This window comes from Rhodobaculum claviforme, assembly GCF_016653255.1.
In the GTDB taxonomy this organism is placed as follows: Bacteria; Pseudomonadota; Alphaproteobacteria; order Rhodobacterales; family Rhodobacteraceae; genus Rhodobaculum; species Rhodobaculum claviforme.
Genome location: NZ_NHSD01000110.1, coordinates 1 through 13,030, shown reverse-complemented (window position 1 = coordinate 13,030; position 13,030 = coordinate 1). Strand labels below are relative to the sequence as shown.

The 13,030-nt window shown below is 69.4% G+C and carries 13 protein-coding genes; 3 read left to right on the top strand and 10 right to left on the bottom strand.

Annotated elements, in window-relative coordinates:
• A partial coding sequence (locus CCR87_RS02520) for an SPOR domain-containing protein (RefSeq protein ID WP_201155840.1) occupies positions 1–359 on the bottom strand: 359 nt, incomplete at its 3' end.
• Between the two features lie 141 nt (positions 360–500).
• Here CCR87_RS02520 and CCR87_RS02515 point away from each other — a divergent pair.
• Genes CCR87_RS02515 through glyS form a run of 3 tightly spaced genes read left to right on the top strand, consistent with a single transcriptional unit; the run spans position 501 to position 4,152 of the window.
• Positions 501–1,421 carry a glycine--tRNA ligase subunit alpha gene (locus CCR87_RS02515; RefSeq protein WP_201155839.1) on the top strand — a complete coding sequence of 307 codons (921 nt, stop codon included), beginning with the start codon at positions 501–503 and terminating at the stop codon, positions 1,419–1,421.
• Positions 1,418–1,933 (top strand): DUF6446 family protein, encoded by a 516-nt coding sequence (locus CCR87_RS02510; RefSeq protein WP_338048861.1) that lies wholly within the window; start codon positions 1,418–1,420, stop codon positions 1,931–1,933. The genes CCR87_RS02515 and CCR87_RS02510 overlap by 4 nt, the downstream gene beginning before the upstream one ends.
• Complete coding sequence (gene glyS, locus CCR87_RS02505; protein WP_201155835.1) at positions 1,933–4,152, top strand: glycine--tRNA ligase subunit beta; 2,220 nt, start codon at positions 1,933–1,935, stop codon at positions 4,150–4,152. Before CCR87_RS02510 ends, glyS begins: the two co-directional genes overlap by 1 nt.
• 6 nt (positions 4,153–4,158) lie before the next feature.
• On the opposite strand, the gene CCR87_RS02500 is transcribed toward glyS, so the two are convergent.
• The 9 genes from CCR87_RS02500 to tatC all read right to left on the bottom strand — a co-directional run bounded on the left by CCR87_RS02500 (position 4,159) and on the right by tatC (position 12,920).
• The gene (locus CCR87_RS02500) at positions 4,159–5,934 is read right to left on the bottom strand and encodes a SulP family inorganic anion transporter (protein ID WP_201155833.1); all 1,776 of its coding nucleotides are present in this window, start codon (positions 5,932–5,934) and stop codon (positions 4,159–4,161) included.
• A 73-nt stretch (positions 5,935–6,007) separates the two neighbouring features.
• Positions 6,008–6,871, bottom strand: a complete 864-nt coding sequence (locus CCR87_RS02495) for an MBL fold metallo-hydrolase (protein WP_201155832.1) — start codon at positions 6,869–6,871, stop codon at positions 6,008–6,010.
• Positions 6,872–6,943: 72 nt separating this feature from the next.
• Positions 6,944–7,600 carry a phosphoglycolate phosphatase gene (gene gph / locus CCR87_RS02490; protein ID WP_201155830.1) on the bottom strand — a complete coding sequence of 219 codons (657 nt, stop codon included), beginning with the start codon at positions 7,598–7,600 and terminating at the stop codon, positions 6,944–6,946.
• Positions 7,601–7,649: 49 nt separating this feature from the next.
• Positions 7,650–8,339: a ribulose-phosphate 3-epimerase gene (gene rpe / locus CCR87_RS02485; protein WP_201155828.1), complete on the bottom strand. Its 690-nt coding sequence runs from the start codon at positions 8,337–8,339 to the stop codon at positions 7,650–7,652.
• Between the two features lie 128 nt (positions 8,340–8,467).
• Positions 8,468–9,154 carry a phosphate regulon transcriptional regulator PhoB gene (phoB, locus tag CCR87_RS02480; protein ID WP_201155826.1) on the bottom strand — a complete coding sequence of 229 codons (687 nt, stop codon included), beginning with the start codon at positions 9,152–9,154 and terminating at the stop codon, positions 8,468–8,470.
• Positions 9,155–9,157: 3 nt separating this feature from the next.
• Complete coding sequence (phoU, locus tag CCR87_RS02475; RefSeq protein WP_201155824.1) at positions 9,158–9,874, bottom strand: phosphate signaling complex protein PhoU; 717 nt, start codon at positions 9,872–9,874, stop codon at positions 9,158–9,160.
• Positions 9,875–9,984: 110 nt separating this feature from the next.
• Positions 9,985–11,046 (bottom strand): ATP-binding protein, encoded by a 1,062-nt coding sequence (locus tag CCR87_RS02470; protein ID WP_338048860.1) that lies wholly within the window; start codon positions 11,044–11,046, stop codon positions 9,985–9,987.
• Between the two features lie 138 nt (positions 11,047–11,184).
• The gene (locus CCR87_RS02465; protein ID WP_201155820.1) at positions 11,185–12,042 is read right to left on the bottom strand and encodes an ATP-binding protein; all 858 of its coding nucleotides are present in this window, start codon (positions 12,040–12,042) and stop codon (positions 11,185–11,187) included.
• Positions 12,039–12,920 carry a twin-arginine translocase subunit TatC gene (tatC, locus tag CCR87_RS02460; RefSeq protein WP_420850139.1) on the bottom strand — a complete coding sequence of 294 codons (882 nt, stop codon included), beginning with the start codon at positions 12,918–12,920 and terminating at the stop codon, positions 12,039–12,041. Before tatC ends, CCR87_RS02465 begins: the two co-directional genes overlap by 4 nt.
• Positions 12,921–13,030: the final 110 nt, after the last annotated feature.

Here is a 13,030-nt window from a genome sequence, read left to right as displayed (position 1 = left end):
GTCGGATCCGGTGCCGCCGCGTCCGGCCAGAACCGCGCCGCGGTGCGCCCGGCCGGCACCACAAAGGCGTCCGACGGCACCATCCCCGCGCTGCGCAGGCTCCGGCCCATCTGTGCCGCCGCCGCACGGTCGGCGAACGGACCCACCGCGATGGCATACCAGCCGGTTCCCAGCGCATAGCCGACGACATTGTCCAGCGTGGCGGCGTGGCGCGCGGCCGCGGCACGGGCCTGCGCGATGTCGGGCCGCGCCTCGATCTGGAGGTACGCCGCCTCCTGCGCCCGGGCGCCGGGCCCCGCCAGCGCCGCCAGCCACACCACCAGTCCAGCCAGAAGCCCCGCGCGCATCGCTGTCCCCATTTCCCCCCTCCGCTGTGCAACCCATTGGCGCCGAACACTAGGGCGCAGCCCCGGAGGTTGCACGCCAAAAAACCCGCCCCGGCGTTGACGCCCCATGCGCGCTTGCCTAGACAGGCGCAGCATTCGAACCCCGAGGACGCCATGGCCGACGCCCCCCTGCCGCCGCGCAGCTTTCAGGAGGTCATCCTGCGCCTGCAGTCCTATTGGGCCGCGCAGGGCTGTGCGATCCTGCAACCCTATGACATGGAGGTCGGCGCGGGCACCTTTCACCCCGCCACCACGCTGCGCGCGCTGGGGCCGAAGCCTTGGGCGGTGGCCTATGTGCAGCCGTCGCGGCGGCCCACGGACGGACGCTATGGCGACAACCCCAACCGGTTGCAGCATTATTACCAGTTCCAGGTGCTGATCAAACCCTCGCCGCCCGATCTGCAGGAGCTCTATCTCGGGTCCCTCGCGGCGATCGGCATCGACCCCGCGCTGCACGACATCCGCTTTGTGGAGGACGACTGGGAATCCCCCACGCTGGGCGCCTGGGGCCTGGGCTGGGAGGTGTGGTGCGACGGGATGGAGGTGTCGCAGTTCACCTACTTCCAGCAGGTCGGCGGGCATGACTGCCGCCCCGTCTCGGGTGAGCTGACCTACGGGCTGGAGCGGCTGGCGATGTATGTGCTGGGGGTGGACCATGTCATGGACATGCCCTTCAACGATCCCGATGCCCCACAGCCGCTGCGCTATGGCGACATCTTCCACCAGACAGAGCGGGAGTATTCCCGCTGGAACTTCGAGATCGCGGACACCGAAACCCTGCTGCGCCATTTCAACGACGCCGAGGCCGAGTGCGCCCGCATCCTGGCCGCCGACCCGACCGACGGCGCGGGCCGCATCATCCCCATGGCGCACCCCGCCTATGACCAGTGCATCAAGGCCAGCCACATCTTCAACCTGCTCGATGCGCGGGGCGTGATCTCGGTCACCGAACGCCAGGCGTATATCGGCCGGGTGCGCGGGCTGGCGCGCCAATGCGCCGACGCCTTCGTCGCGACGGAGGCGGGCGGGGCGTGAGGGCAGGGCGCCTCCTCGTCGTCGGGCTGCTGCTCTCGGGCCTCCTGGCCGGGGGGGCGATGTGGTGGCTCCAGGTTCATGCGTTCTATGAGCGGCTGCCGGCGCGTGACACGGTGCTGCTGACGCCGGCCGGGGCGCTCACGCCGGTTGCGGTCGCCGTCGGCGGATATCAGGGGATCGACAGCGACAGCTCGCCCATCCGTCACCGGGCCTGTTTCCAGCTGGAGGGGGGCGCGCCCGCGCTGACCCCCTATGGTGACCCCACGCCGCTGAATGCCCCGCGGTGGTTTTCGTGTTTCGACGCCGCCGCCATCGGGGCGGCGCTGCGCGATGGCACCGCCACCGCCGTCCTGGCCGAGCGTGACGTGCGCTACGGCATCGACCGGGTCGCCGCGCTGTTTGACGACGGGCGCGGCTATGCCTGGACCCAGATCAACGCCTGCGGGCGCGCCCATTTCGACGGCGACCCACTGCCGCCGGGCTGCCCGCCCCCGCCAAACGAGGCCCGCTGATGCCCGACCTGCTGATCGAACTGTTGTCCGAGGAAATCCCCGCCCGGATGCAGGCCCGCGCGGCCGAGGATCTGAAACGGCTGGTGACGCAAGGGCTTGTGGATGCGGGCCTGACCTATGCCGGGGCGCGGGCGTTCGCCACGCCGCGCCGTCTGGCGCTGACGGTGGCGGGGCTGACCGCGGCCTCGGCCACCCGGCGAGAGGAGCGCAAGGGCCCGCGCGAGGGCGCGCCCGACGCCGCCATCGAGGGCTTCGCCCGCTCGGCCGGTGTGGCGCGCGACGCGCTGGAGTTGCGCGACGCCGGCAAGGCCCGCGCCTGGTTCGCCGTGACCGAGACCCCGGGCCGCCCGGCCGCCGCCATCGTGGCCGAGGTGCTGGAGGCCACCGTGCGCGGCTTTCCCTGGCCCAAGTCGATGCGCTGGGGCACGGGGTCCTTGCGCTGGGTGCGCCCGCTGCACGCCATCCTGTGCCTGCTGTCGGACGAGGGCGGCGCGCAGGTCGTGGAGATGGAGATCGACGGGATCAAGGCATCCGACCGCACCCGCGGGCATCGCTTCATGGCGCCGGGGGCGTTTTCCGTCACCTCGTTCGACGATTACCGCGCGAAGCTGCGGCGTGCCCATGTCCTTCTGGACGCCGAGGAGCGTGCCGACCACATCTGGGTGGACGCCCATAACGCGGCCTTTGCCCAGGGGCTGGAGGTGGTGGAGGATCGCGCGCTTCTGGCCGAGGTCGCGGGGCTGGTGGAGTGGCCGGTGGTGCTGATGGGGTCCATCGCGCCGGAGTTCCTCGACCTGCCGCCGGAGGTGCTGCAGACCTCCATGCGCGAGCACCAGAAGTTCTTTTCCGTGCGCAACCCCGCCACGGGCCGGATCGAGAAGTTCGTGACCGTCGCCGCGCGCGAGACCGCCGACGACGGCGCCACCATCCTTGCCGGCAACGCCAAGGTGCTGGCCGCCCGCCTGTCGGACGCGAAGTTCTTCTGGCAGAACGACTTGCGGACGGTCTCCAAGGTGGGACTCGAAGGCATGGCGGAGGGGCTGTCCCGCGTCACCTTCCACAACAAGCTAGGCACGCAGGCCGACCGCATCGCGCGCATCGCAGCCCTTGCGCGCGAGATCGCCCCCATGGTCGGCGCCGACCCCGATCTCGCCGAGCAAGCCGCCCGCGTTGCCAAGGCCGACCTGCAATCCGAAATGGTCGGCGAGTTCCCCGAATTGCAGGGCCTCATGGGCCGCTACTACGCCGAGGCGGCAGGCTTGCCAGCCGAGGTCGCGGCGGCTTGCCCCGAGCACTACCAGCCGCTGGGGCCGTCGGACAGCGTGCCGTCCGCGCCGGTGTCGGTGGCTGTGGCGCTGGCCGACAAGCTCGATACACTGACGGGCTTTTTCTGGATTAATGAACGTCCGACAGGATCAAAAGATCCATTTGCATTACGCCGCGCCGCCTTAGGCGTAATTCGCCTCTTGGTTGAAAATCGAGTTCGGATTCCCCTATTTTATCGAGTTTTTTACGATCATGAGACTTTTCACATGGTCACCGCGATGCTGGCGAGGCAGGAGGCGTCAGAAAAGATTTCGGCAGAACTCATAAAGCGGGGGGTTGATCCGAAGAGCCTGGAAAGTTTCACTCCAAGCTTCACGCAAGTAATTTCTTCAAGCAAGTATGGTATTGGGGAAGAAGAGGCCGGGATGGGATCGCTGTTGGTTTTCCTCCACGACCGCCTTAAGGTCCACCTCCGCGATCAGGGCATCCGCCACGACGTGATCGACGCCTGCCTCACCATGCCGAACAACGACGACCTGACGCTGCTAGTCGCGCGGGCCGAGGCGTTGCAGGGGCTGCTGGCGACCGAGGACGGCGAGAACCTCGTGCAGGGGTTCCGGCGGGCCAACAACATCCTGACGCAGGCGGAGGCGCGGGACGGGGTGGAGTACTCCTTTGGCCCCGATCCCAAGCTGGCCGAGGGGGCGGAGGAGGTGGCGCTGTTCGCCGCCCTCGACGCGGCCGAGGCGGCCATTGGGCCGGCGATGGAGGCGGAGGATTTCGCTGCAGCCATGCGCGCCATGGCCCAGCTGCGCGCACCCATCGACGCCTTCTTCGAGGCGGTGCAGATCAACACCGACAACCAGATCGTGCGGCGCAACCGCCTCAACCTGCTGCACCGCATCCGCACGATCTGCCTTGGCGTCGCCGACCTCACGCGGCTGGAGGGGTAGGGCGCCTCAGGCGCGGGCCAGCCGGGCGAGGTCGGTCTCGCACCGGGCCTCGCCCAGCGTGCGGGCGGTCAGGTCGGGGGCGAGCTTCATCATCGCGTCGAACTGGGTCAGGAAGACCTCGCCCGACAGATCCGCCAGCAGATGCGCGCGCGCGAGACGGTCCATCACCGGGCCCTTGACCTCGGACAGGTGCAACCGGACGCCGGCGTCGCGCAGGCGGGCGTTGATCGCCTCCAGGCTCTCCAGCGCCGAGGCGTCGATCTCGTTCACGGCCGTGCACATCAGGACGACATTGCGCAGGCCGGGGTTGGCGGCGACGTGGTCGTTGATCGTATCCTCGAGGAAGCGGGCGTTGGGGAAATAGAGGCTCTCGTCGATGCGGATGGACAGAACGTCGGGCGCGGTGGCCACCACATGGCGGCGGATGTTGCGGAAATGCTCGGTCCCCGCGACCTGACCCACCACCGCCACATGCGGGCGCGAGGTGCGCCACAGATGCAGCACCAGTGACAGCGCGACACCGGCCAGCAGGCCCTGTTCCACCCCCACCAGCAGCGTCACCGCGATGGTGGCGGCCATGGCGGCGCCGTCGGCGCGGGAATAGGCCCAGGTGCGGGGCAGGGCGCGCAGGTCCAGAAGCGACGCCACCGCCACGATGATGATCGCCGCAAGTGTCGCGCGCGGCAGGTGGAACATCAGCGGCGTCAGGAACATCAGCGCCAGCGCGATCCCCACGGCGGTGAAGGCCCCGGCCGCAGGCGTGCGCGCGCCCGCGTCGAAGTTCACGATGGAGCGCGACAGCCCCCCCGTGACCGGCATCGCATTGCTGACCGCCGCGCCCAGGTTCGCCGCCCCCAGCGCCACAAGCTCGCGGTCGGGATCGATGCTCTGGCGGCGCCGGGCGGCCAGGGTCTGTGCGATGGAGATCGATTCGACGTAGCCCACGATGGCGATCATCGCGGCCGGGACCAGCAGAACGCCGAGCAGGCCCAGATCCAGCGGCGGCAGCGACAGCCCCGGCAGGCCGCGCGGGACATCGCCCACCGTGCCCACGCCAAGGCGGTCCAGCCCCAGCCCCCAGACCGCCAGGGTCGACACCGCCACCGCCACCAGCAGCCCGCCCTTGGCCGCCAGTGCCGCCGCCCGATCCGGCAGGCCAAGCGCCCGAAGTGCAGGCGCCAACCCCTTGCGCGACCAGAACAGAAACGTCAGCACCAGCGCGCTGAGGACCAGTGTCGCCGGGTTGACCGCCGTGATGTTGGCCAGCAGCGACGGCAGCACCTCCGGCAGGGTCTTGCCCGTGATCGGCGCGCCGGTCAGGTGGCGCAGCTGGCTGGCGGCGATCAGGATGCCGGCTGCGGTGATGAACCCAGAAATCACCGGATGCGACAGGAAATTCGCCACGAATCCCAGCCGCAACAGGCCCATGGCAAGCAGCATCCCCCCCGACAGCGCCGTCAGCGCCAGCGCCGCAAGATGAAACGCCTCGGTGCCCGCAACCGCCACATTGCCCGCCGCCGCTGCCGTCATCAGTGCAACCACCGCCACCGGACCCACCGCCAGCGTGCGCGAGGTCCCGAACATCGCATAGAGCACGAGCGGCAGCATCGCGCCATACAGCCCCGCCTGCGGCGGCAGCCCGGCCAGCATGGCATAGGCCATCCCCTGCGGGATCAGCATGATCGTGACCACGACCGCGGCAATCAGGTCATCGCCCAACGCCCCGCGGTCATAACCGCGCCCCCATTGCAGGACGGGCAGCCAGCCCAGCAGTCTGTTCATGTCACGAACTCCGGCCCGATGGGCGTTCTTGCGGGCGTGTCGACCGGCGTGTCAGGGGGCGTGTCGGCGGGCATCACAGCCCGTTGACCGGCACCTTGAGGTAGGTGCGCCCGTCATCCTCGGCCGGGGGCATCTGGCCCGCACGCATGTTGACCTGGAGCGAGGGAATGATCAGGCGCGGCATCGCCAGCGTCGCGTCGCGCTCGGTGCGCATGCGCACGAACTCCTCGGCCGGGCGGCCCTGGCCGATGTGGATGTTGAACGCCTTCTGCGCGCCCACGGTGGTTTCCCAGGCATAGACGTCACGGCCCGGCGCCTTGTAGTCGTGGCCGACGAAAATCCGCGTCTCGTCCGGCAGTTGCAGGATCTTCTGGATGGAGGCGAACAGCGCCTCGGCGGAGCCTCCGGGGAAGTCGCAGCGCGCGGTGCCGAAGTCGGGCATGAACAGCGTGTCGCCGACGAACGCCGCCTCGCCGATGACATAGGTCAGGCAGGCGGGGGTGTGGCCGGGGGTGTGCAGCACGCGGCCTGTCATGCCGCCGACCTCGAAGGTGTCGCCCTCGGCAAACAGGCGGTCGAACTGGCTGCCGTCGCGCTGGAACTCGGTGCCCTCGTTGAAGACCTTGCCGAAGGTGTCCTGCACGACGCGGATCTGCTCGCCTATGCCGATCTTGCCGCCCAGCCGCTCCTGCAACCAGGGCGCGGCGCTCAGGTGGTCGGCGTGGACGTGGGTCTCCAGGATCCAGGCGACCTCCAGCCCGTGGGCGCGGACATGATCCACGATCGCCTGGGCCGAACGTGTGTCGGTGCGCCCCGAGGCATAGTCGAAGTCCAGCACCGAATCGACGATGGCACAGGTGGCGCTGCCGGGGTCCTTGACCACATACGAGACGGTAAAGGTTGCTTCGTCGAAAAAGGCGGTGACGTCGGCGCGCATGGCATCCTCCCGGGGACTGGTTGCCAAAGTTATATGCGCAAGTGTGAATATATTTCAAGCCCCCATCGGGGCTCAGCCCGCCGGGCGCGCCGCAAGCCAGTCCGTCAGCGCCGTAAACTCGGCAAAGGCGAAATCATGCGGCAACTCCTCGGGCGGGGTCAGCCGGTAGCCCTCGGTATAGAGGGCAAAGGGCACGGCCGCCGCCTGCGCCGTGGCCGCGTCGGTTTCGCTGTCTCCGACATAGACACAGCGGTCGGTGTTCAGCGCGGCCATCGCATGGCGCAGCGGCGCGGGGTCGGGCTTGCGCACGGCCAGGCTGTCACCGCCGACGATCACCGCAAAGAACCGCGCAAGGTCGAGATGCGCCAGGACCGACCGTGTCGGTGCGACGGGCTTGTTCGTGCACAGCCCCAGCGCCCAGCCGTCGCGGGCCAGCCCCTCCAGCGCCGCCACGGCCCCCGGATAGGGCCGCGTCAACCCGACCGCCCCCTCATAAAGGGCGATGAAGGCGTCCAGCATCCGCGCCGTGCGGACGGGATCGGGGCAGGGCAGCCGGGCCGCCGCCATGCGCTCCACAAAGGTCGCGGCGCCGGCGCCGATGAAGCTGCGCGTCTCGGCCAGGCTCAGCGGAGCGAGGCCGTCCTGCGCCAGCACCGTGTTGGCGGCGGCGCGGATGTCGGGGGCGCTGTCGATCAGCGTCCCGTCCAGGTCAAAGATCACCGTGCGCATCAGTTCGTCGTGCGATTGCGGGCCGATGCGGCGCCGAGGCGTGCGCTGCTCATGCCATCTGGCCGGTCGCGGCGGCGGCGGCGGTGCGGATGGCCCGGATATTGGTGCCATAGGCCTGCGGGCCGCCACGAAACACCGCCGAGCCCGCCACCAGCACATCGGCCCCGGCGGCGGCGGCGCGCGGGGCGGTGTCGGGGGTGATGCCACCGTCGACCTCGATGTGGATGGGGCGATCGCCGATCAGGGCACGCAGCCGCGCGATCTTGTCGAGTTGCGAGGCGATGAAGCTCTGCCCGCCGAAGCCCGGATTGACGGTCATCACGCACACCAGATCGAGCAGGTCCAGCACCTCGGCCACGGGGGCGATGTCGGTGCCCGGGTTGATGGCAAGGCCCGCCTTTTTCCCCGTCGCGCGAATGGCCTGCAGGGTGCGGTGGATGTGGGGTCCGGCCTCCAGATGGGCGGTGATGATGTCGGCGCCGGCGGCGGCGAACGCCTCGATGTAGGGATCGACAGGGGCGATCATCAGATGCACGTCCATCACGCCCCGGACATGCGGGCGGATGGCCGCGCACATCTGCGGGCCGAAGGTGATGTTGGGCACGAAATGCCCGTCCATCACGTCCACATGGACCCAATCGGCGCCGGCATCCTCGACCGCGCGGCATTCGGCACCGAAGGCGGCGAAATCGGCGGCAAGGATGGACGGTGCGATGCGCAGGGAGCGGTCGAATGTCATGGCGGGCCTCACGCGGTTTGATGCGTGGGTCATGGCAGATGCCGACGCCGATTGGAAGCTGCGGTGACCCCGGCTGCGGCGACCTTACATGACATAATACAGATTACCGGCGCTAAAGATCAGCCCCCTCAGCCCAGCGCATACCCCGCGCCGCGCACCGTTCGGATCGGGTTGTCACCGCCCGAGGCCATCAGCGCCTTGCGCAGCCGTCCGATGTGGACATCCACCGTGCGGCTGTCGACATAGATGTCGCGGCCCCACACACGGTCCAGCAGTTGCTCACGGCTCCAGACCCGGCCCGGACGCTCCATGAAGGTGGACAGCAGCCGGAACTCGGTCGGGCCAAGGCGCAGCTCGGCGTCGGCGCGGAAGACGCGGTGCGCCTCGGCGTCCAGCCGCAGGTCGCCCACCTCCAGGACCGCGCCGATCGAGGTGGGCCGAACCCGGCGCAGGTTGGCCTTGATGCGCGCCATCAGCTCGTTCACCGAATACGGCTTGGTGATGTAGTCGTCCGCGCCGGTGTCGAGGCCGCGCACGCGGTCCTCCTCCTCGCTGCGGGCGGACACGATGATCACCGGGATCTCGCGCGTGGCGGTGCGCGCCTTGAGCTGACGGCACACCTCGATCCCCGACAGGCGTGGCAGCATCCAGTCCAGCAGGATCACGTCGGGGCGCTGCTCGTCGGCGAGCACCAGCGCCTCCTCGCCGTCGCTGGCGGTGATGGCGCGCAGGCCCTGCGCCTCGATGTTGTAGGACAGCATGGCGCGTTGGGCGGGTTCGTCATCGACAACCAGAACCAGGGGCGATTGCACCATGACTTACGCGCCCCCCTGCTCGGCGGTCATCTGCGAGGTGACGTCGCCCTTGGGCCGCAGCTCGGGCCGCGCGCCGGTCTCCAGATAGATCACCTGCTCGCAGATCTCGGTCACATGATCGCCCATCCGCTCCAGGTTCTTGGAGATGAACAGGAAATGCAGGCACGGCGTGATCGCGCGCGGGTCCTCCATCATGTGGGTCAGGAACTCGCGGAACAGCGCGTTGGTCATCTGGTCGACCTCCACGTCGCGCTGGATCACGTCGCGCACCAGGTCCAGATCGCCGCGCGCAAAGCCGTCCAGCGCATCCTTGAGCATCAGCTGCACCAGCCGGGACTGACGCCGCAGCGCGGCCCCTGCCCCGTCCACCCCCTGCGCCTGCGCGAGCACCGGCACGCGCTTGGCCATGTTCTTGGCGTAATCGCCCAGGCGTTCCAGGTCGCCGGCCATCTTCATCACCGTGACCACCGCGCGCAGGTCCGCCGCCGCGGGCTGGCGCAGCGCGATGGTGCTGACGACGGCGGTGTTGATGTCGTCCTCCATCGCGTCGATCTCGCGGTCGGCGCGGATCACCTCGGCGGCGCGCTCGTCGTCGCGGCTCTCCAGCGCGCGCCCGGCCTCCGAGATGGCCTGTTCCACCATGCCGCCCATGGTCAGGATTCTGGAGTAAAGCCCGTCGATGTCCTGGTCGAAGGCGCTGGTGATGTGCGGCTGGCGCATGGTCGATGGATCCTTTCTGCCCGCGGGGCCGGGATCGTCCGGTCCGCCCCCCTGCCCTGTGATCTACGTTCGTTCCGTGTCGGTTTCGTGACAAACCGGCGCCGGCGGCCTCATTGGCGCGGCAGCACCAGCAGGAATGTGGTGCCCTTGCCGCGCACGCTGTCGATCGACAGGCGGCCGCGATGGCGATTGACGATGTGCTTGACGATCGCCAGCCCCAGCCCCGTCCCCCCCATCTGCCGCGAGCGATGGCTGTCCACGCGGTAGAACCGTTCGGTCAGCCGCGGCAGGTGAATCGGGTCGATCCCCTCGCCGTCGTCGGCCACCGCCAGCGTCAGGACGGGACCGCTGAAGCCCGGCCAGCTGGCGTGCGCCTCCAGGGTGATGCGCACCGCGCCGCCGGTGCCACCGTACTTGATCGCATTCTCCACCAGATTGTGGACCACCTGTTCCAGCTGGTCCCGATCGCCGGGCAGCTCACCGCCCTCGCCGGGGGCAAGGCCGCGCACCGACAGGCGGATGCCCTCCTCCTCGATCTGCGGGCGCAGCGCGGCAAGCGTGGCGCCGATGACATCGGCCATCCGCACCACATCGCGCGGACGGACGCGCTCGTTCGCCTCCACCTTGGACAGCGATAGAAGATCCCCCACGAGGCGATTCATCCGCCGCGCCTCCTGCGCCATGATCGCAAGGAAGCGCTCGCGCGCGGGGGCATCGTCGCGGGCACTGCCCTGCAATGTCTCGATGAATCCCGACAGCACCGTCAGCGGTGAGCGCAGCTCGTGGCTGACATTGGCCACGAAGTCGCGGCGCATCTGCTCGGCCTCCTCGACATGGCTGATGTCGAGAAAGCTGACGAGCACCCCCTCCAGCGCGCCCGCCGGCGCCAGCCGGTGCGCCACCATGCGAAAGATCGTCTCGGCGGCCGGGGTGGTCAGGATGTAGCGCGCCTCCATCCGGGTGCCGGGCGCGGCGGCGGCGGCACGCTCCAGCGCGGCCACCGGTTCGGGCTGGCGGATCGCCAGCAAGGCCGACTGCCCCTCCAGCCGCGCGCCCAGCAACTCATGCGCGGCGGGGTTGGCCATGCGGATGCGATTGCCCGCGCCGACCCACAACAGCGGCTCCGGCACGCCCGCCAGAAGTGCCGCCACGGGCGCCAGATCGGCCGGCACCTGTGCGTCCGGCCCGTGAGATCTTGCCGAGAATCCGTGGGGCATGGACCACCCTCCGCCTGTGTCGGCTTCTGCTGTGACAGGCGAGGATGACAGTTTCATGACAGCCCCGCAGGCGGGTGCGCGGCCGGGGCGCCCTCAGGCGGCGGTCCGCAGCGCCACCCCCTCGCGCCCGGCGAGGTCGCAGAAGAACTGCCACGCCACGCGCCCCGACCGCCCGCCGCGCGTGGCGGCCCATTCGATCGCCTCGGCACGCAGGCGGGTGTCGTCGATCACCAGCCCCCAGGCGGCGCAATACCCCGCGATCATCGCCAGGTACTCGTCCTGTCCGCAGGGGTGGAAGCCCAGCCACAGCCCGAAGCGGTCCGACAGGGAGACCTTCTCCTCGGTCGCCTCGGACGGGCTGATGGCGCTGGAGCGTTCGTTCTCGATCATGTCGCGCGGCATCAGGTGGCGGCGGTTGGAGGTGGCGTAGAACAGCACGTTCTCGGGGCGGCCCTCGATCCCTCCGTCCAGCACGGCCTTGAGCGACTTGTAATGCTGGTCGTCATGCGAAAACGACAGGTCGTCGCAAAACAGAACGAACCGGTGCGACGCCGCGCGCAGATGCCCCAGCAGCCGCCCGATCGAGGGGAGGTCCTCGCGCTGGACCTCGACGATGCGCAGGCCGGAGTCTGGCGCGCTGGCCAGAGCTTCGGCGTGCACCGCCTTGACCAGGCTTGATTTGCCCATGCCGCGCGCGCCCCACAACAGCGCGTTGTTGGCCGGCAGGCCGCGGGCGAACTGCACCGTGTTGGCCAGCAGCGTGTCGCGGGCGCGGTCGATGCCCACCAGCAGCGCCACCGGGATGCGGCTGACGTTGTGCACGGGGTCCAGCCGGTCGGGGCTGGCATGCCAGATGAAGGCCTCGGCCGCGTCGAAGTCGGGCGCGGGCATGGGGGCGGGGCTCATGCGTTCCAGCGCGGCGGCGATGCGCTCCAGGGCGGTGTCGCTCATGCGTCGGCCTCGTCCTCGTCCAGCAGGCCCTCGGCGCGCAGCGCGGCGTTGCGCTTCTTCTCCACCCGGCGCACGAGGAAGATCGACACCTCGTAAAGGCCATAGACCGCGGTGAACAGGATGATCTGCGTGATCACATCGGGCGGGGTGACCACCGCCGCCAGCGCCAAGATCGCCACCACCGCATACTTGCGCACATCCGCAAGCCCGCGCGCCGACACCAGCCCTGCCTTGCCCATCAGCGTCAGCAGCACCGGCAGCTGGAAACACAGCCCGAAGGCCACGATGAACCGCGTCGTCAGGCTGAGGTATTCGTTGACCGAGCCCTGGAACGTCACCCCCACCTGCGCCAGCGCGCTGGCCTCGCCGGTGGCATCGTCCATCAGAAGGCCGGGTTGCTGGAACAGCAGGAAGAAGTCGAACGCCAGCGGCGTGACGACATAAAAGGCGAACGCCGCCCCCAGAAAGAACATCACGGGCGACGCGATCAGGAACGGCAGGAAGGCCCCCCGTTCCGAGCGGTACAGCCCCGGCGCCACAAAGCGCCACAGCTGCGTGGCGATGACCGGAAACGCCAGCACGAAGCCGCCCAGGAACGAGATGCGGACGGCGACGAAGAAGCCCTCCTGCAGCTTGATCAGGATCAGGTCGCACGACTGCCCGCGCGCCGCCAGCGCCCCGCACAGCGGATCGGTCAGGAAGTTGAAGATCGGGTTCCAGACGGTGAAGCTGATCACCATGCCGACGATGAACGCGAGCAGCGACTTGATCAGCCGCGAGCGCAGTTCCGCCAGATGCTCGATCAGCGGGGCGGCGCTGTCCTCGATCTCGTCGGGCGGGGGCAGCGCGCCGGGGCTGCGGGGGCTGCGCGCGCTCATGCCCGGTCCCCGGTCGACGACGCACGGTCGGACGACGTGTCGCCGGCAGCCTTGGAGGGGGTGGCGGGCGCAGGGCGTTCGGCCGCGCCGTCGTCGGGCGCGGATCCGGC

Bases quoted from the DNA above. Each gene is read 5' to 3' on its own strand.
- CCR87_RS02515 (WP_201155839.1), top strand. From the start codon at position 501: ATGGCCGACGCCCCCCTGCCGCCGCGCAGCTTTCAGGAGGTCATCCTG.
- glyS (WP_201155835.1), top strand. From the start codon at position 1,933: ATGCCCGACCTGCTGATCGAACTGTTGTCCGAGGAAATCCCCGCCCGG.
- CCR87_RS02500 (WP_201155833.1), bottom strand. From the start codon at position 5,934: ATGAACAGACTGCTGGGCTGGCTGCCCGTCCTGCAATGGGGGCGCGGT.
- CCR87_RS02495 (WP_201155832.1), bottom strand. From the start codon at position 6,871: ATGCGCGCCGACGTCACCGCCTTTTTCGACGAAGCAACCTTTACCGTC.
- gph (WP_201155830.1), bottom strand. From the start codon at position 7,600: ATGCGCACGGTGATCTTTGACCTGGACGGGACGCTGATCGACAGCGCC.
- rpe (WP_201155828.1), bottom strand. From the start codon at position 8,339: ATGACATTCGACCGCTCCCTGCGCATCGCACCGTCCATCCTTGCCGCC.
- phoB (WP_201155826.1), bottom strand. From the start codon at position 9,154: ATGGTGCAATCGCCCCTGGTTCTGGTTGTCGATGACGAACCCGCCCAA.
- phoU (WP_201155824.1), bottom strand. From the start codon at position 9,874: ATGCGCCAGCCGCACATCACCAGCGCCTTCGACCAGGACATCGACGGG.
- CCR87_RS02465 (WP_201155820.1), bottom strand. From the start codon at position 12,042: ATGAGCGACACCGCCCTGGAGCGCATCGCCGCCGCGCTGGAACGCATG.
- tatC (WP_420850139.1), bottom strand. From the start codon at position 12,920: ATGAGCGCGCGCAGCCCCCGCAGCCCCGGCGCGCTGCCCCCGCCCGAC.